We start from the raw sequence: 18,937 nt of genomic DNA, 5'->3' as shown, positions 1-18,937 counted from the left end.
GTCTGTAGCCGCAAAGTTAAAGTGTCCTGTTTCTGCAAAGTTGGAATGTCACACTCCCCTGGTCTGATTGGCCTCTGGGAGATTGCAGATGGGACTGATTACGATGAGCGAGCGGGATTTGCAGCGGATCGAGATTTTGTCGAAGGTGGTTGCCGGCCACATGACCATGGTGTCGGCAGCGCATGTGCTTGATCTGAGCGAGCGCCAGGTCCGCCGTCTTCTGGAAAGGATGCGCACGGATGGTGCGGCATCGATCCGGCACAAGGCGATCGGCCGGCCATCCAACAACCGGATCAATGACGGCATTCGTGATTACGCTGTGGCGTTGGTTCGTGAGCGTTATGCGGACTTCGGCCCGACCCTGGCGACCGAGAAGCTCGCCGAGCGCGATGGGCTGCATGTGTCACGCGAGACGTTGCGCAACTGGATGGTGGATGCCGGAATTTGGTTGTCGCGCAAGCAGCGCCGGACGTTTCATCAACCGAGATTACGTCGCGAGGCCTGTGGCGAACTGGTGCAGATCGACGGCTCGGAGCATCGCTGTTTCGAGGATCGCGGACCGTCTTGCTTCGTTGCTGGTACTTGTCGACGATTCGACCGGCAGGTTGATGCAGTTGCGCTTCGTGCGTTCCGAAAGCGCCTTCAGCTATTTCGAGGCATTGGAGCTGTATCTCAAGCGTCATGGCGCACCGGTGGCCTTCTATTCGGACAAGCATTCAGTGTTCCGGGTGGCAAAGAAGGATGCCAGGGGCGGTCAGGGCATGACGCAGTTCGGGCGGGCGCTTTGTGAGCTAAATATCGAGATTCTCTGCGCAAATTCGAGTCAGGCGAAAGGACGGGTCGAGCGGATGAACCGGACGCTGCAGAGCCGGTTGGTCAAGGAGCTGTGACTGGCAGACATCGACACTATGGAGACCGGCGATGCGTTCTTGCCGGACTTCGTGGAGGACTACAACGCGCGTTTTGCAATCGCCCCTGCCCGCTCCAATGACTTACATCGGCTGATGAATCTGCCACCGGACCCGTTGGCCCAGATTCTGTGCAAGCGCGAGCAGCGGCGGCGGCCGGCCTCATGGTGCGGCTCCGACCCTTGCGAGCGCGAGTTCCACGATGGCGGATTGGGTGATCCCGAACTTCTCATAAAGGGTCTCTGCTGGTGCGGAAGCACCAAAGCCCGACATCCCGATCACGTCTTCGTCGCTCGCGACATATTTCGTCCATCCAAACTTCGAAAGCGCCTCGACCGCGATACGCGGTGCCTTGCCCAAGACCTCGTCGCGATAGTGCTTCGGCTGCCTATCGAATAGGTCCCAACTTGGTATCGATACAACCGCTGTTCGAATGCCCCTACCTTCAAGTTCTTCAGCAGCCTTCATCGCGAGCGACACTTCCGTCCCGGTGGCGATGAGCGTGACACCGCGCTTCCCGTCTGCCTCTTTAATGACGTAAGCCCCTTTCGCAGACAGGTTGGTAGGGTTGCGGCCATCGCGAAGTTGCGGCACGTTCTGCCTCGAGAGTGCGAGCACGGATGGTCCTTCGCTCCTAAGCGCAAGGTCCCAACACTCGAGCGTCTCGATGGTATCCGCCGGGCGAAACACGTGCAGGTTAGGCATCGCCCTTAGGCTTGCGAGATGCTCGACCGGCTGATGCGTTGGTCCGTCTTCGCCGAGACCGATGGAATCGTGGGTCATGATGAAAATCGATCGGACACCCATGAGCGCCGCGATCCGGATGGCGTTTCGGCAGTAATCGGAGAACACGAGGAAGGTGCCGCCATAGGGAATCAAGCCGCCATGAACGGCGATCCCATTCATGGCCGCCGCCATGGCAAATTCCCGCACGCCATAACTGACGTAACGACCGCTCTTGGTCGCTGTGAAATCGCTATCGACCGCCGGAACTCGCGTCAGGTTCGAATGAGTAAGGTCGGCGGAGCCGCCGATCATCTCCGGCAAGAGCTCTGTTAGGGTCTCTAGCGCGATCTGGCTCGCCTTCCGAGTTGCCACCGCTTGTGGATTTTCGAAAAGTTTCACTTTCGCGTTCTGCACTGATGCTGCATAGCCGGAGGGCAACGAACCCGACATGCGGCGCGCGAACTCTGAGCGGGTGCTCGCATCGGCGTCGTCCAACCGCGTCTGCCATTCAGAGCGCGCGGACGCTCCTTTTGCTCCAATTGCTCTCCAGGCAGCAAGTATGGGCTCCGGAACCTCGAAGGCCTCACCCTTCCAGCCATAGGCGGCTTTGGTAGCGGCTGCTTCAGCCGCGCCAAGCGGCGCGCCATGAGCAGAGTTTTTCCCTGCCTTCGCGGGCGAGCCGTAACCGATTATGGTCTTCAGTGCGATCAGCGATGGCCGGGAAGCTTCCGATTTTGCATGTTCTATGGCCCGGTCGATCGCAGTCGCGTCGTGACCATCGACGCGCTGAGTGTGCCACCCGTATGCGTCAAACCTGGCAAGTACGTCTTCTGTGAACGCAATTTCGGTGGAGCCATCGATCGTGATCGAGTTATCGTCGTAGAGGACGATAAGCTTTCCCAGCTTGAGATGGCCAGCCAGAGAAGCAGCTTCCTGACCAACGCCCTCCATAAGGCAACCGTCCCCGCAGAACACGTATATACGATGATCTACAAGATCAGCGCCGAATTCATCCGCCAATCGCCGCTCGGCAATTGCCATTCCGACGGCGGAAGCGATGCCCTGGCCAAGCGGTCCTGTGGTGGTTTCCACGCCTGCAGTGTGACCGTACTCCGGATGGCCGGGTGTCTTAGATCCCCATTGGCGAAAGTTCCGGATCTCGTCGAGCGACACGTCAGCATAACCTGACAGATACAACACGCTGTAAAGCAGCATCGAACCGTGCCCGTTAGAAAGCACGAAGCGATCCCGATCAGCCCACTTTGGATCTTTAGAGTCGAATTTCAGGTGCTTTGCGAAAAGTACCGCTGCAGCGTCTGCCATGCCCATTGGCATCCCCGGATGTCCTGAGTTGGCGGCTTCAACGCCATCGATGGAAAGCACACGAATGGCATTCGCGAGGTCTCGCTCCGAAACAGCTTGCATTTCTAGTCCTCCTGGATGTCGCGAGTGATGTACCTCATCTGCCTGAATGCAACAAGGTAAAATCACATAATCTCAAAAAAAATGTTATTTTGTTAAAGATGCCAAGGTGGCGCGCGATCCAGGTGGCGACACGCGCACAATGATATAAATAGATCATACCTCATACATCATACCTTAAGACAAGCGCCGTTATGGTTAAGCGGAGTCGCCAATGCGGCCGTCTTCCTGGCAAGCAGCGAAGCTAGATATATCACCGGGCAAACGCTGAACGTGGACGGTGGCTTCCTGGCAGCAGGGCTTCTTTTCCCGTTTGATCCGAAGAGATCGACGAAGCTCGCAGACGAGAAGTAGACAGTAAAGGAGCAAGCGGCATTCCATTTGGAACCGCCGTCGAGACTTCTTTACGTGTGTCCAGCCGCAGTGGTATAAGGTATAATCACCGCCTCGACTCTCTCTGGAGGAGTGCGGACGGATGCTGAAAGGAAGCTTTGTGTTGAATCAATACAAAAAGGTTCAGACGCGCATGGAGTTCGCGCTGGACTACATCACGAAACAAATTGCAAACGGAAATCTCAAGGCTGGCGACAAACTCCCCAACGAAAAGGACCTCGCTGAGCAACTTGGCATCAGTCGCACTCCCATTCGCGAGGCAATGAAGACGCTCGCGATTGCCGGCCTTATCGACATCCGTCACGGACACGGAAGCTACGTCCGCGGGGAACAGGGAGCCCCTGCCCTCCCACTGAATCTTTTCCAGCTGTATCTGCAGGATTCCACACCGGAAATGTTGATGGAGCTGCGGGATATATTCGATCGCAACTCAACCGAGCTGGCCGCCAAGCGCCGGACCGATGAGGATTTGGCGAAGATGCGCGAATGCATTGACAGGCTTAAAGCGCTTACGGCAAATACGAACGCTGATCTCGACGATATGCTCAAGGCTGATCTAGACTTCCATCGCGCTATCTATGAGGCGACTGGTAATAAGCTTATAGTGACCGTCGCCGAATTCGTGTTGAACATGGTTGCTCCGTGGGTGAAGAAGTCTCTCGACGTGAGCGGACGTCGCAGGGCTGTCGCCCTTCACGAACAGATGTATACGTCCATACTTAATCAGGATATTGGCCAGCAGGCACGGATGAGTGTTGAGGCTAATCTCGAGCACTTCAAGCAGTCTCTCGGCCAAAGATAACGGAGCTGTGGATCGTCTACGGAGGCGCTTCAGTGCGATCGAGGCGCTGCGAAGGCGTCGTACGTAGGCTCTTCAGCGCACCGGGCAACATGTGGGCGGGGTTCGAGCTGTACCGCGCACTTCCTAGCGACATCAGGAACAATCCGGACGATTTCTTCTGGCACCTGCGCCCGCAATGTCAAAATGAAACTCTGGTATCTGCTTGAGCCTTGAGATGATCCAGTAGAGTGCGTAGCGCCGAGGGCACCTGCCTGTGAGAGGCGTAGTAGGCATAGAAGCCAGGCCCCATCGAAGTCCATTCCGGGAGCACGATCTCCAATCGCCCGTCGGCGACTTCCTGCTCGACACGGTTCTTCAGGCAGTAGAACAGACCCGCTCCCGAAACAGCCATGGCAATCGACAGTTCGGAATCGCCGAGCATGAGCTGGCCGGGGACATCTATGCTTACTGCACGCTCGCCATCGCCGAGTTCCCACCGATAGATGCGGTCTGTCCCGGTTCTGATCCGAATGCACTTGTGAGTGAGTAGATCCTCGGGTTTCTCGGGCCGGCCATTCTCTTTGAGATAGGCAGGCGAACCAACGACAATCCATTCAAGTTCGTCTGTCAGCTTCGATGCTATCATTCCGTCCGGAACCGTTCCGCCGTAGCGGATGCCGGCGTCAAATCCTTCCGAGACCATGTCAACGAACCTGTCGTCGACCATGATCTCGACTTCAATGTCAGGATAGAGCTCGGTGAAGCTTGGCATCTTCCTAGCGAGAAGCAGGGTGGAAGCATCGCGTAGCGCTGTGACACGAACCCGCCCGGCCGGCCCCTGACGGAAATTATCAAGTCTATCCAAGGCTAGCTGGATACCGTGGAAATTTGGCTCCAGCTCCTCAACGAGCATCTCACCTGCCGCAGTTAGGCGGATGCTGCGGCTTGTTCTGTGGAATAGCCGCACACCGAGCCGAGTCTCAAGTCCGCGCATTGCATGGCTGAGCGCGGATCCGGACACGCCCCGGAGAGCTCCCGCCTTCCTGAAGCCGCCGACGCGGGCGATGGTGATGAAGGATTCGAGATCCGCAAAATCTGTTTTCTGTCGCATTAGTAATAAGTGAAATCCATTCAGTTCGACGTCAAGTACAGTTCATCACGCGGGTGCCGATTTTTCCGATAGTTCTGCGAAGAAACCAGTCAAAAAAGTCCGCTACGTTGTTCCATATCGCCAAAGCCATCCTGTGCCTGTACGTCGTCGCACGATTCATCATCCCGCTGCCGTGGCCTCGCTCGATCGAGTTCGTCACCGCCACAGCCCTAATGGTGGTGTTCCAGCACAGCCGGATAACGCTTCCCGCGTCCGGCTCGATGTTCTCGCCAAAGATCCCGCGGCTGGCGATGGTCGCGGTGAACTGGGTCGCAGGTTTCATCCACTTTCTCGTGACGGTCCAGGTTGTCGCGGACATCTTCTCGCTCGTCCTCGCCCGATCTGTCGACGTCGGGTGAAGATTCCACTGTCAGCGCTATGTATGTATACGGCACGCCGGCGTTGATCGTGGCGGCATATGCTGTCTCCCAGGCTATCCGCACCCCCAGTTTAAGGAAGTCGGGATCTCGATCCCTCAGCTCCCCGCAGAGTTCGATGGTTACCGCATGATCCAGCTCACGGATCTTCACATAATCGATGGCACGCTCCAGGCACGGAGCCGCGATGTCGCACCTCTCTCAGCGCTTCGCGCTCCCGATGGCGTGTTTACGATTCCGGGCAATCATGAATATTATTTCGGCCGCGGTGACTGGATGCGGAAGTACGAGGAACTCGGACTCACAACACTCGCCGACAGCCATGCCGTCTGGTCGCGCCGTTCCGCACAGCTCGTCATGGCGGGCGTGAATGATCTCACCGCGGGCAGCTTCCGGATGGAAGGCCCTGATGTCGGCAAGGCTATCGCCCGAGCACCTGCCAATGCTCTCCTTATTCTTCTCGACCATCAGCCCAAGGCGGCCGGTGTGGCGGCCGCAGTGGGCGTGGCACTTCAGCTATCCGGTCACATTCATGGCGGCATGATCAAGGGCGTGTCGCAGTAATGTATCTAGGCGAAATCGTGGATATCGGTACGAGAAGCGCCGTCTTCGAAAATCCGCAGCACCCATACACGAGACGCCTTCTGTCGGCGGTACCTATTACCGACCCTTCCCGCAGGTCGGAGAAGCCCCGCGTGGAAGCGACCGATCTACAGAGTCCAGTCAGGGAAATCGGGTACATTGCCGAAAAACGGCGACACGTCGAGGTCGGTCCGGATCATACGGTCCAGTTGGGATCATATGGATGAGTATGAGGCCATCTAGACCACGTACTGGTGCATTTCCAATGTGCGTCCGTGCTCCGATGAGGCTCTTTGCTTGCGCTTATCGTGACGCATGAGCGGCCACCGCCGTAGAAAACGCGGCTAACCCTGAGTTCGGCTCATTTCGCTCGCGGTGTATCGATGACCCTGGAGAAGCCGGAGTACCGCTCCGGCGGGAAATTTTCCGGCCTAGTCAATTGGCTTCCACCTCGTTTCGCGAGTAGCCAATTGGGGCGCTAAACGCTGCTCACGCTAGACTTTCGGCCATCGCCGCGATAATCAAAGCCGCGGATACAGCCCCAGGATCAGCATGCCCCAGAGCTCTTTCGCCAAGCCGCGACGAGCGCCCCTTGAGCGGTAGCATCGACTTCGTGTTTTCCGCACCCGCTCGCGCGGCATCCGCTGCAGCGCGCAGGCAAGTCCCGAGTGAAGAAAGCTTGGCTCGTTCACTTTGAGCGGCGTCCGCAGCCGGACGCCATGCATCTACCATCGTTTTTTCACCCGGTACAGCTTTTCCGCGCTCCTCAATCCCCTTCGCCATTGCCAAGAGCATTTGGACTCCATCATCATCGTCGGCGGTCGTTTTCCCCTTCAGAAGCGCACCAGCGCGCACGAACGCTGTGGCATAGAGCGGTCCCGTTGACGCACCCACCGCGTTGAGAAAAGACTTGGCCGCGTTATTGAAAATCGCACCGAGATCAGCCTCGCCTTCGTTAGATGCCAACGCAGCTTCGACTGTCGTGAAGCCCAGTTCCATGGTTATTCCATGATCCGCATCTCCAATCACTCCATCAAGTTCACTAAGGAGGGAGCTGTTCATTCTAATCTTTGCGGTTATCGCGGAAAACATTTTATGGAGTTCTTTTGCCGTGATCTGTTCCATCAGCGTCCGCTCCTGAACATCGCGCAATCACAAGGATGGTCAAGCAGCGCCTGAAGCTCGTCATCCAGATGCATCAGCGTTACAGACGCCCCCACCATGTCGAGGGACGTGCAGTAATTACCAACCAGCGAACTGTGGATTGAAAGGCCGGCGGCATCCAGACGCGCCTTCACCCGGGCCATGATAATATATAGTTCCATTAGTGGGGTCGCCCCAAGCCCATTGACGAGGACGGCGACCCGTTCCCCGCGCCCGGCCCCCATTTCCGGTAGTATTCTGTCAAGTAGCTCATCGGTGATTTCGTTAGCGCTTTTCAAAGGGCCACTGCCGACACCGGGCTCTCCATGGATACCCATACCGATTTCCATCTGATCTGCGCCTATCTCAAAGTTAGCGCGCCGTGTCTGCGGAAGCGAACAGGGGCTTAGGGCGACTCCCATTGTATACGTGCGGTCGTTCGCCTTCTGGGCGACGGCATGGCATTCACCGAGAGTCATCATGCGATCGCATGCCGCCCCTGCGACCTTGAAGATCAAGACATTCCCAGCCACGCCGCGTCGCTGGTCGCGACGGTCGATGGATGCCGAGGCGACATCGTCGGTTGTCAGGACCGTGCGTACTTCGATATCGTCCATGGCGGCCATCTCGGCGGCCATGTCGAAATTCATCACGTCACCCGCATAGTTTCCGTACATGAAAAGAACGCCCGCTCCACGATCGACCGCTTTCGCGCAGGCAACGATCGGGTCAGGAGGCGGTGAGGCGAAAATGTTTCCGATTGCGGCTGCGTCGGCAAGTCCTGATCCAACGAAACCCAGGAAGCTTGGCTCGTGACCCGAACCTCCACCGATGACCAATCCCACCTTGCCTTCCCGAGGGCCATCGACCGCGATTACCGAGCGCGATGATCCATCCACCACTTTCAGATGCTTGGGGTGCGCAGCAAGAATGCCGGCAAGCATCTCGTCGACAGCGCCCGACCCTAGATTGATTATCTTCTTGACCGGCACGGTGATTTCTCCTCCTCCATAATCTCCCAAAGGCCCAACTGGTCACACTAACGTCCATCTGACGACGACTCTGACCGCTTCAGAAGTCAGGTATAAGGTCATACCTTTCTTTGCGCAACTAGCGATTGGCGTGTTTCAGCTGATAAGAACGAGCTGTAGCAGTTCTCCCGGGGCAACAACGGTAAATCGTACACGTCCTAGTTCGGCCTTGATGACCGCAGGCAAGGCTGAGACCAGGTTCTGGATTTGGCGAGGAAACAAGCCTAGTGTTGCCTCGCCAAATATCCGGTAACGAAACAGCGTCGCACGGCCAACGCACACTATACACCCTGGGAGGATACATGCCCGGCGCAGGCGATTGTGAACCATCTAAAAGCAATCCTTTTGCTTTCCGAATTTTCGTTATTCTGCTTGCGGCAGGACGTTCCAGTCGAACGAGCACGTTAGGAACTTCTAAGCTGCTTGCGGAATTCGACGGGGTTGCTCTCGTGCGCCGTTCGGCTCGGGTTGCGCTCGGTTCGACGGCCGATACTGTGATCGTGGTAACCGGCCATCGTCGGCTCGAAATTGAAGCCGCATTAGATGGCTTGGGAGTGGTGTGCGTCGAAAATCGAAAATACGACCAGGGGATGGCAACCACGCTTGCCACCGGCATATCATACTGCAGTGATAGAGGGGCGGATGCCGTGTTGGTCCTGCTTGCCGATATGCCGGGATTGACAAGCGACCATCTCGATCGGCTTATTGCGGCTTTCCACACAACCAACGGCGAAGTGGTGGTGCGTGCAATGGGAGATAGCAAGCCGGGGAATCCCGTTATACTTCCAAAATCGCTATTCGAGGCAGTCGCGCGTCTCGAAGGCGATGTAGGCGCTCGCCAGATCATAGAAAGGTCCAGCCTACCAATCCTTTCTGTAGAGATTGGGGAAGCCGCACTGCTGGACGTAGATACTCCCGAGGCAATTTGCGCCGCGGGTGGGAGGCTAAAAACGTAGTCAGATCGGCTTGTTGCGTGTTTGCTGAGCAGCTGAACCAATCCTGACAATACGCGATGCTTCGGTCACAAGCCGGAACCATACATCGTCGGCACCGCCACGCCGAATATCTATCCTTGCGCCGACGCCTGTTGAGTCCAAGTCCTGGCCGCTGCGATATCTGCAATCACAGAAAGCGCTATCGACGAAGCATCCCTGGCCTTGTCAAAGATGCCTATCGGCGCTTTGATTCTTGCGATATCCGCGTCATCAAAGCCATGCTTGCGAAGCAAGGCGATCCGTTTCCCGTGGGTCCGCGTGCTTCCCAGAGCGCCGATGTAAAACGAGTCGGAGGACAACGCGCCCTGGAGCAGTGGCAACTCCCGGTCAAGGTCGTGGAACAACAACGCGACTGCGGAAAACGTGTCAATCTTAGAAGCGAACGCATTGCTTTCGATGGCCGGGTCTATCTGCTCGACCTGATAGCCGGCCGCCGTCGCCACAGCGGCGGTTGTCGCCAGTTCGACCGATCGTCCGCAAATAAGGACGCGGATAATCGGCTGGTAGCGCGTAATGAAAGTTCCGTCGGACCAGCCGATTTGGTTCCGGCTGCCCTCTCCACCGAACTCCATTGATTCCGATCCAGGCGTATACCGAAGACTAGCGGGGCGTCGCGAGGCCAGACGTGACAAAACCTGGCCCACCGGATCTGCATTTTTGAGGATGTGAATCGATAGGTTGATCCCTCCCCCGCAAGGAAGCACGATATCGAAGAATGGCGAACCTTCTCCAAGCCGCAGGAATCGATCACGCCCATTGCGCAGGGCATCGATAGCTTCTGCTGCCACGGCCGCCTCAGTACAGCCGCCTGAAACAAAGCCGCAGTAGTGGCCGTCTCCTCGCACTGCCATTTGTGCACCAACCGAACGCGCCGCGCCACCACGCACCTCAACAAGCGTGACCAAGGCTACGGGAACGCCGGCGAGAAAAGAGTCATACGCATAGCGTAGGATCCTGCCCGGTTCGTCGGTCACGAGCGCAACCGTCGGCAACACGACATTGTTCTCACCAAAATCACGCAGGGTCATTCGTGACCTCCTGTCGACATAGGTCAGAAGTTCAACATCTGACTTCGATCACCGCCCCAGAAAAATGCCGATTTGGGAGGCGACGTGGTCAATGCCGGCCGCAGCGTCAACTCGACGAAGCAAATGGCGGTGCTCGTAAAATGGCGATAACGCCGCGGTGGCGCGAGCGAACTCCTCAACTCTTCTCTTCAACACTTCGGCATTGTCGTCAGAGCGTGTTTCAGCGCCATGTGCCCGCGACTGTTCAGCCCTTTTCGCAATCCGCTCTTCGAGAAGATCAATCGCAATGTCGAATATGATGACGTGATGGAGCGGAGCGTTCAAACTCTCAAGCATATGCTCGAGCGCCTCGGCCTGTACGACCGTCCGCGGAAAACCGTCGAGGATAAAGCCCTGCTCCGATTTTCTGTCGGACAAACGTTCCTCAACGAGGCCAACTACAACCGCATCCGGGACGAGTGCTCCGCTCTCGACGGCCGCCTTGGCCTCAAGCCCAAGCGATGTCTCTGCCTTAATCGCCTCGCGCAGCAGATCGCCGGTGGAAATATGCATTAGCCCGTAATCCTGCACGAGACGCTCGGCTTGCGTACCTTTGCCGGCGCCGGGTGGGCCGATGAGGACCAGATTGACCATCATGAAATCCCCATGCACAAATATTTGATCTCGAGGTAATCATCCATGCCGTACTTCGATCCTTCGCGACCATTGCCGCTTTCCTTTACGCCGCCAAAGGGGGCGACCTCGGTCGAGATAAGACCCTCGTTGATTCCGACAATGCCGTATTCGAGCGCCTCGGCGACCCGCCAGACGCGCGCGATGTCGCGGCCATAAAAATAGGCGGCCAGCCCGAACTGGGTGTTGTTGGCGAGGCGGATTGCCTCCTGCTCGGTGTCGAAACGGAAGACGGGCGCAACAGGCCCGAAGATTTCTTCAGCGAAGATCTGAGCATCGGGCGATACATCGGCAAGGACCGTTGCTTCAAAAAAGCTGTGACCTAGGGCGTGGCGACGCCCTCCTGCCAAGACGCGGCTGCCACGGCCGATGGCGTCCGAGAGCAGCTCCTCGACTTTCGCGACGGCCTTGTCGTCGATCAGGGGACCGATCTGGATATCTTCATCAAAACCGCTCCCGACTTTGAGGCCGGACACGGCTTCTGCCAGCCTTTTGACGAAAGCGTCATGAATTCCCGACTGGACCAGAAAGCGGTTGGCGCACACGCAGGTCTGACCCGCATTTCGATATTTTGAAGCGATCGCACCCTTGACCGCCGCGTCGACATCGGCGTCGTCAAAGACGATAAATGGTGCGTTGCCGCCAAGCTCCATAGACGTCCGCTTCACCGTCTGCGCGCATTGCGCCATCAGGACCTTGCCGATCTCCGTCGAACCGGTGAAGCTCAGCTTTCTAACAGCGGGGTTGGACGTCAATTCAGTGCCGATGTCCGAGGCAGATCCGGTAACACACGACAACACGCCCTTCGGCACGCCGGCCCGTTCGGCTAGCACGCACAGGGCGAGTGCCGACAATGGCGTCTGGCTTGCCGGCTTTATGACCATGGTGCAGCCCGCGGCGAGCGCTGGCCCGACTTTCCGGGTAATCATTGCGGCCGGAAAATTCCATGGCGTGATCGCCGCGCACACCCCTATCGGCTGTTTGATGACAACGATGCGCTTGTCCGTGGTAGGAGCCGGGATGGTGTCACCATAGACGCGTTTTGCCTCTTCGCCAAACCATTCGATATAAGACGCGGCATAGGCAATTTCGCCTTTGGCCTCCGGAAAAGGCTTGCCCTGCTCTGCGGTCATGATGGCCGCAAGGTCGTCCTGGTTCTGCATCAGGAGCTCGAACCATTGACGCAGGACCGCCGCCCGCTCCTTGCCGGTCAGTGCGCGCCAGGCCGGCAATGCCGCTTCCGCCGCCGCGATGGCCCGTCTGGTCTCCGTGCGGCCCATCTTCGGAACGGTAGCGATCGTCGTGCCGTCTGCCGGATTGTCGACATCAATCGCCTGGCCGTCATCAGCGTCCAGCCACTCGCCAGCAATGAAACATTGGCCGCGCAGAAGGGACGGATCCTTGAGTTTGATAGCAACCATTTTTGACTGTCCTTTTGTGAAATTTATTCTTGCTCAGACAACGAGCGGTTCTAGCAGCCGACGGGTCACATCGCCGAACGAGGTTGGCCTGCGCGAGATGCGGTCCACATTGACGTGGACGAAGAAGCCTTCCGCAGACGCCGTGTCTTCTTCGTTCCGAAACAACCCGATCTCGTAGCGAACCGATGAACTCCCCACTCGCGAAACGCGAATTCCGGCCGTAACTATATCGGGAAACGTCATCTCAGCGTGATACCGGCAGCCGGTTTCGACCACGAGAAAAACGTGCGCGCCGCCTTTAATGTTCAAGGCGCCGTTTTCGATCAGGAAGCTGTTCACGGCCGTGTCGAACATACTGTAGTGAACGACATTGTTAATGTGACCGTAGCTGTCATTGTCGGACCAGCGCGTGGCGATGGTGCGAAACACCTTGTAGGAGGACCTGCTTGCGGGCGCTGCGCGTTCTGCCATCACCATGCCGCCTTGTAGATCGAAAGCGCATCCGCCTCATTGACGTCACGCGGGTTGTTGACGAGAAGCCGCGTCTGCTTCATCGCATCGCGCGCCATGGTGGCAAGGTACTCTTCACCGATGCCGACGTCGCGCAAGCGAGGCTGCAATCCCAGTTTCGAGGAAAGATCGGCAAGCCGCTCGATGAAAGCGGCTGAGCGGCCTTGGATGCTTTGTTCCGACGCGAGATCGGGGAAGACGTCCGCTGCGATGTCCGCATAGAGGGACGCAGCCTCCGGTGCGTTGAAGCGCAGGACGTGTGGCAACACGAGCGCGTTCGAGAGCCCATGAGGGACATGGAAAGTGCCACCAATCGGATAGGCAAGCGCATGGACGGCAGCCACGGGCGAATTGGCGAATGCCTGGCCGGCCAGCATCGAGCCAAGCAGCATGGCACCTCTGGCGTCACGATCCTTGCCGTCGAAAACCGCTTTCTCGATGTTTGCGCCGAGCAGTTGAAGCGCCTGACGGGCAAGCATCTTTGACAGCGGATTATTGTTGGCGTTCTTGGACGCATAGGCCTCGATGGCATGCACCATGGCATCGATCCCTGTCGCCGCCGTGATGTGAGCCGGCAGACCGACAGTCAGATCGGCATCGAGAATGGCAATGTCGGGAAGGATGATCGGCGAGGAAACGCCCCGCTTTTCGTCGCCCTGAACGGTGACGATCGACACCGGGGTGACTTCCGAGCCAGTCCCCGCAGTCGTCGGCACCAGAACAAGTGGCAGCCGCGGCCCTTTGGCATTGCCGACACCCCAGGCGCTATCGATATCCTCGCCGGACCCACTGAGCAGCGCGGCGAGCTTGGCGACGTCGAGTGACGAGCCGCCTCCAAAGCCGATGACGCCCGTCACGCCGGCAGATTTCGCAGCATGGTTGGCTGCAAGCACAGTCGCAAGCGACGGATCCGCCTCGACACTATCAAAAACGGTCGTTTCGACGCCGGCCTTAGAAAGCGACGTCAGCGCTGGATCACAAAGACCGAGCTTGCGCAACCCCGGGTCGGTGACGAACAGGACCCGGTTCCCGAGCTTCGGCTTGACGAGACCGCCGATTTCCGCCGAAGCGCCGGACCGGAACACGATCTGGCTGGTCGTGCTGAAAACAAACGGGTTCATGGGCATCTCCTATGGTACTGCATCATGCGCCGGGCAGGCTGTGCCTGAGCTTGATCCTCAGGATCTTGCCGGAGCCGGTGCGGGGAATTTCGTTGACGACATACACTCGATCCGGGACCTTATAGGCGGACAATCGCTCTTTGCAGTGGTGCAACAGCGTCTCCTGGTCGAAGAGGTCTGCCGACTTCAGCACCACGCAGGCGACGGGAACCTCGCCAAGCATGGTGTGCGGCATTCCGATTACCGCGCAATCCATGATCGCGTCGTGAAGGAGAATTGTTTCCTCGACCTCCGCAGGGGCGATGTTCTGACCACCGCGGATGATGAGTTCCTTAAGGCGGCCGGTAATCGTCAAAAATCCGTTGTCATCGCTTCTGGCGAGATCACCCGTATGATACCAGCCGTCCACCACGGCCTTCTGAGTTTCCAGCGGCTTGTTGTGGTAACCTTGCATCAGGTTGGGACCTTTGCAGATCAGTTCGCCCTCTATGCCGACGGGCACATCGAGGCCGGTTTTCGGATCTACGAGTCGTACCGTGAGCCCCGGAAGCGGCAGACCGCACGAGCCGGAGACCCGCCAGCGGCCGGGCCAGTTCATGGTCACCATTGTCGATGTTTCGGTGATCCCATAGCCATCAAGAAGGGGCACACCAAAAAATTCTTCGAAATCGTGATTAAGGGTTCCAGGCATGATCGCGCCGGCCGACACGCAAAGCCTGACAGAGTCGAGGAGCTTCTCACCGCTCGCCTGGCAGGTCGACAGGAAATAATGAAAGACCGTCGGCACGCCGGGCATGAAGGTAAAGCGGCCCGAGCGCAACAGTTCGGTAGCGTGAGTAGTAGAGAATTTCTCCATGATATATTCGCTGGCGCCTGTCGCGATGATCGACAGCACGGCGATATTCAAGGCATACGAATGGTAGAGCGGCAGCGTGTTGAGGACGACATCGTTACTGTTCATCCCAGCGATCGGAGCCCAGCACGCACTCGTGACCCAAAGCATCGACCGCGTCGACAGCAGTACGCCCTTCGGCTGGCCCGTCGTCCCGGAGGTGTAGACGATATAGGCGTGGCGGTCGACATCCTGATCGTCCTCGAAGTCGACAGGGTCCGTCAGATCGAAGCCGGCATTATCGTTTGCCGTAATGAGGACGGCGGTCCGATCCAAGCGCCGGAGCAAGGGCTCGGTCGCCGCGCGCAGGTCCGGTAGAGTAATGACGGCAACGCAATCGGAATCGGTGATGCGATAGCTTGTTTCGGCTTCCGTCGATTCGATGCTGATCGGGACCGCCACGCCGCCGGCCCTAACCGCGGCGAGGCATGCCACGACCCAATTGACGGAATTCGGCAGATAGATCGCGACCGCCTGACCCTTCTGAAGACCAAGAGCGATCAGACGTGCCGCCAGGCCTTCCGTTTCACAGTTAAGCTCGGCGTAGGAGACAGCTCTCGTCTTGTCCTCGAATGCCAGTTTCTCCGGGTACAGGCGTGCATTCCGCCGGAGAATCTCTCCGACAGGTGCAATGAGCTCAAAATGTATCATTTCAGTTCCTCCCCTTCCTCCGGTCAGACCATCGCAAAGCCGCCATTGACACTGATGACCTGCCCGGTGACCCAAGAGGACGCGTCAGAGGCAAGGAAAGCCACCATCGGCGCCACGTCGTCAGGCTTGCCAATGCGCCGAAGCGGATAGGCCTTGACGATCTTCTCGCGGTTCTTCTCTAGGAAGTCAGGATCGGAGTGCGAGGTCTCGATCAAGCCGAGCGAGACGGTGTTGACCGTGATGTTGTTGCGACCAAATTCGCGAGCAAGCGACTTGCCCAGCGCGATAGTGCCGCCACGTGCGGCCGCCGCCAGCGCAAGATTGGCTTCGCCAATACGGGAGCTGTCGCCGACAAGATTGATGATCCTGCCGGAGTTTTGCATAATCATCACCGGTGCCACCTCGTGGCAGCAATTGATCGCGCCGTAGAGGCACACGTCGATCTGCTTCTTCCAGTCGTCCGGCGTCGATTCGACGAAGCGCTGGTATTTGACGTAACCCGCATTATTGACGAGGATGTCAATGGTTCCGAAGTCCGACCTGATCGCGGCAACCATCGTCTTGACCTGGTCATTGTCGCTGATGTCCGCCTGATATGCTTTCGCCTTGCCGCCGCCAACCTCAATTGATTGCACAACCGCTTGGGCTTCGTCCTTGGACCGTGCGTAGTTTACTGCAATGATGGCGCCTTCTGACGCAAGGGTGCGCGCGATAGCGCCGCCGACGTCTCGCCCGCCGCCCGTGACAAGCGCTACCTTGCCCTTGAGATTGGTTTCCATTGAATACCTCCTTGCAATGAGATGCTGCCTTTGCAGCGGATTGATGTCGTTGAAACCTGACCGTCAGTGGCCCTTAAACAGAGGCGACCGTTTTTCGGCAAAGGCCTTGCGTCCTTCGGCGTAGTCGTCACTGGAACTTGCATGATCGATCAGCCTTTCAGCTTCGGCGCGGTCGAGAGAGCCCCGGGCGCAGCCATTGAGGATGAACTTCGCGCCATTTATTGTCAGGGGCGCATTCTCGGCCATCGCATTGGCGCGCGCCAAGGCAGCCGCGGTGGCATCATTCGCCAGCGTGTCGATGAAGCCGTTCTCAAGCGCCTGACTGGCGGTGAAGCGGTCAGCCGAATAGAGAATTCGTTTCGCCTCTGTGACGCCAACGAGAGAAAACAGCTTGCGTGTCGCGGAGACGCCATAGACGATCGACAACCGGGCGGCGGGAATGCCGAACACGGCGCTTTCTTCGGCAATGCGGAAATCGCAGGACATGGCCAGATGTGCGGCGCCACCAAGGCAATAGCCGCGCAACACCGCGATCGTCGGCTTCGAGACGTCATAGATGGCATCGCCCGCAGCGTCGACGGCGACCTCGTAACGCGTGCTTTCCTCCGCACCGCCCCTTACCGCATCGAACTCGTTGATATCGGCGCCGGCGGAAAAGTCCGCGCCGGCCCCAGTTAGCAGAATGGCGCGGACATCTGGATCCGAGTCGAACTGGCGGAACCGCTCGGCAAGCTCGCACCACATGGCATAGGTCACGGCATTGCGTTGGTTGGGCCTGTTCATTGTAACGATGGCGACGCCATCAGTTTTCTCGACCTTAATGTCAGTCATGACTGCTCATCTCTTCCTGCCGATCGCAACCGGGTTCAATGCTTGGGGTGAGCCCGGCGCAGGAGAGCCGGGCACCTCTTTGGATCACTTCTTAACCAGCGGGCACTGGCTTTCAGAGAGAGGACGGAAGGCCTGGTCGCCTGGGATGGTAGTGACGAGCTTCAGAAGGTCCCATTCGCTCTTCGATTCAGACGGTGTCTTTACCTGATAGACATACATGTCGTGCACCATGCGGCCGTCCTCGCGGATTTTGCCACCCTTGGCGAAAAAGTCATTGACCGGTGTTTCCTTCATCTTCGCCATTACCTGCTTCGTGTCGGTGGTTCCGGCCGCCTTCACGGCTTCGAGGTAATGCATGGTGGAGGAGTAATCGCCCGCATCGCCCATATGTGGCGGACGGCCAACACGCGCCTCGAATTTCTTGGCGAAGGCACGGGTTTCTTCGTCGCGATCCCAGTAGAAGGCGTTGGTCAGGATCATGCCCTGTGCTGTTTCAAGCCCGAGCGAATGGACGTCTGTATCCCATACCAGCAGCCCCGCAACGGTTTTGCCCGAGGACGCGAGACCGAACTCGGCTGCGGATTTGACCGCGTTGACGAAGGTCGTTCCGGACCCTGCCATCGCAACGACATCGGCGGGCGAAGCCTGCGCCTGCAGCATGAAGGCGCTGTGGTCGGAGGTCTCGATGGGGTAGCGGACAGCGCCGGAAACAGTGCCACCGTTCGTTTTGACGATCTGGCTCGCATCCGCTTCCAGCGCATGGCCGAAGGCATAGTCGGCGGTCAGGAAGTACCAGTTCTTCTTGCCTTCCCGGATCAGTTGGTTGGCGGTCCCATTGGCCAGCGCATAAGTATCGTACGAGTAATGGATGCTGTTTGGCGTGCAGCCGTCATTCGTCAAGCGTGACGAACCGGAGCCGTTGACGATCGCGATCTTGTCCTCGTCCTTGGCAACCTGTGTGACAGCCAGCGCGATGCCGGAATTGATCAGGTTGTTGATCATCGTCACGCCTTGCGACTCGTACCACTCCCGAGCGGTGGAGACGGCGACCTCAGGTTTGTTCTGGTGGTCGGCCACGACCACTTCCAGCGGGCGGTCGAGCACTTTGCCGCCGAAATCTTCAACGGCCATTTTCACCGCAGCAATCGCCCCCTCGCCTGCCTCATGCGAGAACTGGCCACTGACATCGGTCAGGACGCCGATCCGGATCGGTCCCGAGTCCTGAGCGTGAGCCCCCATGCTCATCGCAGCGAAAGCCGCGGTGCAAGACAGGAAAATTCGCAGATGCGTCATCAATCCATCCTCCCAGATGCGGCACTAAAGCTCCTCCTCAAGCGCCGATGTTAAACTTGCGCTATCATACCTATTTCTGGTTAGGAACCACCGTTATGATGCGCTGCACTTCGATACCGGAGTATGATAAGCAGAGTTTTTGCCATTATGCAAGCTTGCATTATTAGACTTTATATGTTTTCCTGAAACTGCCTCTTCCGCTGGACGAGGCGCGTGGCCGGGTTCCGATCC

General features: G+C 57.9%; 19 protein-coding genes and 1 pseudogene. 7 read left to right on the top strand and 13 right to left on the bottom strand.

Annotation, left to right across the window (positions count from 1 at the left end; genetic code table 11):
• Nucleotides 1–88: 88 nt before the first annotated feature.
• Nucleotides 89–1,058 (top strand): annotated as a pseudogene (locus tag AGR7B_RS25310) (ISNCY family transposase); the annotation flags it as partial.
• A 12-nt stretch (nt 1,059–1,070) separates the two neighbouring features.
• Here AGR7B_RS25310 and tkt read toward each other — a convergent pair.
• A complete protein-coding gene (tkt, locus tag AGR7B_RS25305) occupies nt 1,071–3,059 on the bottom strand; it encodes a transketolase (RefSeq protein WP_080858465.1) in 1,989 nt (662 codons plus the stop codon).
• 144 nt (nt 3,060–3,203) lie between these two features.
• Here tkt and AGR7B_RS25300 point away from each other — a divergent pair, with 144 nt between their 5' ends.
• Together AGR7B_RS25300 and AGR7B_RS25295 are read left to right on the top strand one after the other, a co-directional pair.
• Complete coding sequence (locus AGR7B_RS25300) at nt 3,204–3,410, top strand: SDR family oxidoreductase (protein ID WP_425352639.1); 207 nt, start codon at nt 3,204–3,206, stop codon at nt 3,408–3,410.
• A 121-nt stretch (nt 3,411–3,531) separates the two neighbouring features.
• Entirely contained in the window at nt 3,532–4,251 is a 720-nt protein-coding gene (locus tag AGR7B_RS25295; protein ID WP_080858464.1) for a FadR/GntR family transcriptional regulator, read from the top strand.
• Nucleotides 4,252–4,429: 178 nt separating this feature from the next.
• Here AGR7B_RS25295 and AGR7B_RS25290 read toward each other — a convergent pair whose 3' ends face one another.
• Nucleotides 4,430–5,341, bottom strand: coding sequence for a LysR family transcriptional regulator (locus tag AGR7B_RS25290; protein ID WP_080858463.1), 912 nt, complete (start codon nt 5,339–5,341; stop codon nt 4,430–4,432).
• A 107-nt stretch (nt 5,342–5,448) separates the two neighbouring features.
• On the opposite strand from AGR7B_RS25290, the gene AGR7B_RS25285 reads away from it, so the two are divergent.
• The 3 genes from AGR7B_RS25285 (at nt 5,449) to AGR7B_RS26465 (ending at nt 6,566) form a co-directional block, all read left to right on the top strand.
• Nucleotides 5,449–5,739 (top strand): hypothetical protein, encoded by a 291-nt coding sequence (locus AGR7B_RS25285; protein ID WP_080858462.1) that lies wholly within the window; start codon nt 5,449–5,451, stop codon nt 5,737–5,739.
• 147 nt (nt 5,740–5,886) lie between these two features.
• Nucleotides 5,887–6,321 carry a metallophosphoesterase gene (locus tag AGR7B_RS25280; RefSeq protein ID WP_080858461.1) on the top strand — a complete coding sequence of 145 codons (435 nt, stop codon included), beginning with the start codon at nt 5,887–5,889 and terminating at the stop codon, nt 6,319–6,321.
• Nucleotides 6,321–6,566 (top strand): ABC transporter ATP-binding protein, encoded by a 246-nt coding sequence (locus AGR7B_RS26465; protein WP_080858460.1) that lies wholly within the window; start codon nt 6,321–6,323, stop codon nt 6,564–6,566. Before AGR7B_RS25280 ends, AGR7B_RS26465 begins: the two co-directional genes overlap by 1 nt.
• A gap of 262 nt (nt 6,567–6,828) precedes the next feature.
• On the opposite strand, the gene dhaL is transcribed toward AGR7B_RS26465, so the two are convergent.
• Complete coding sequence (dhaL, locus tag AGR7B_RS25270; protein ID WP_080858459.1) at nt 6,829–7,464, bottom strand: dihydroxyacetone kinase subunit DhaL; 636 nt, start codon at nt 7,462–7,464, stop codon at nt 6,829–6,831.
• Nucleotides 7,464–8,474, bottom strand: coding sequence for a dihydroxyacetone kinase subunit DhaK (locus AGR7B_RS25265; protein WP_121490472.1), 1,011 nt, complete (start codon nt 8,472–8,474; stop codon nt 7,464–7,466). The genes dhaL and AGR7B_RS25265 overlap by 1 nt, the downstream gene beginning before the upstream one ends.
• 341 nt (nt 8,475–8,815) lie before the next feature.
• On the opposite strand from AGR7B_RS25265, the gene AGR7B_RS25260 reads away from it, so the two are divergent.
• Nucleotides 8,816–9,469 (top strand): nucleotidyltransferase family protein, encoded by a 654-nt coding sequence (locus AGR7B_RS25260; protein WP_080858458.1) that lies wholly within the window; start codon nt 8,816–8,818, stop codon nt 9,467–9,469.
• A 110-nt stretch (nt 9,470–9,579) separates the two neighbouring features.
• Here AGR7B_RS25260 and AGR7B_RS25255 read toward each other — a convergent pair whose 3' ends face one another.
• The 9 genes from AGR7B_RS25255 to AGR7B_RS25215 all read right to left on the bottom strand — a co-directional run bounded on the left by AGR7B_RS25255 (nt 9,580) and on the right by AGR7B_RS25215 (nt 18,706).
• On the bottom strand, nt 9,580–10,536 hold the full coding sequence (locus AGR7B_RS25255; protein WP_080858457.1) for an XdhC family protein: 957 nt from the start codon (nt 10,534–10,536) through the stop codon (nt 9,580–9,582).
• 48 nt (nt 10,537–10,584) lie between these two features.
• Nucleotides 10,585–11,172: an adenylate kinase gene (locus AGR7B_RS25250; RefSeq protein ID WP_245317786.1), complete on the bottom strand. Its 588-nt coding sequence runs from the start codon at nt 11,170–11,172 to the stop codon at nt 10,585–10,587.
• A complete protein-coding gene (gene gabD, locus AGR7B_RS25245) occupies nt 11,169–12,629 on the bottom strand; it encodes an NADP-dependent succinate-semialdehyde dehydrogenase (RefSeq protein WP_080858456.1) in 1,461 nt (486 codons plus the stop codon). The genes AGR7B_RS25250 and gabD overlap by 4 nt, the downstream gene beginning before the upstream one ends.
• A gap of 33 nt (nt 12,630–12,662) precedes the next feature.
• A complete protein-coding gene (locus tag AGR7B_RS25240) occupies nt 12,663–13,100 on the bottom strand; it encodes an acyl-CoA thioesterase (protein WP_080858488.1) in 438 nt (145 codons plus the stop codon).
• Nucleotides 13,100–14,260, bottom strand: a complete 1,161-nt coding sequence (locus AGR7B_RS25235; protein WP_080858455.1) for an iron-containing alcohol dehydrogenase — start codon at nt 14,258–14,260, stop codon at nt 13,100–13,102. The genes AGR7B_RS25240 and AGR7B_RS25235 overlap by 1 nt, the downstream gene beginning before the upstream one ends.
• A gap of 22 nt (nt 14,261–14,282) precedes the next feature.
• Nucleotides 14,283–15,803, bottom strand: coding sequence for a class I adenylate-forming enzyme family protein (locus AGR7B_RS25230; protein ID WP_080858454.1), 1,521 nt, complete (start codon nt 15,801–15,803; stop codon nt 14,283–14,285).
• Nucleotides 15,804–15,826: 23 nt separating this feature from the next.
• On the bottom strand, nt 15,827–16,582 hold the full coding sequence (locus tag AGR7B_RS25225; protein ID WP_080858453.1) for an SDR family NAD(P)-dependent oxidoreductase: 756 nt from the start codon (nt 16,580–16,582) through the stop codon (nt 15,827–15,829).
• Nucleotides 16,583–16,645: 63 nt separating this feature from the next.
• On the bottom strand, nt 16,646–17,413 hold the full coding sequence (locus AGR7B_RS25220; RefSeq protein ID WP_080858452.1) for an enoyl-CoA hydratase-related protein: 768 nt from the start codon (nt 17,411–17,413) through the stop codon (nt 16,646–16,648).
• A gap of 84 nt (nt 17,414–17,497) precedes the next feature.
• Entirely contained in the window at nt 17,498–18,706 is a 1,209-nt protein-coding gene (locus AGR7B_RS25215; protein ID WP_080858451.1) for an ABC transporter substrate-binding protein, read from the bottom strand.
• Between the last annotated feature and the right edge of the window lie 231 nt (nt 18,707–18,937).

Source organism: Agrobacterium deltaense RV3 (genome assembly GCF_900013505.1).
Classification (GTDB): domain Bacteria; phylum Pseudomonadota; class Alphaproteobacteria; order Rhizobiales; family Rhizobiaceae; genus Agrobacterium; species Agrobacterium leguminum.
This window is presented reverse-complemented; position numbering and strand designations above follow the sequence as displayed.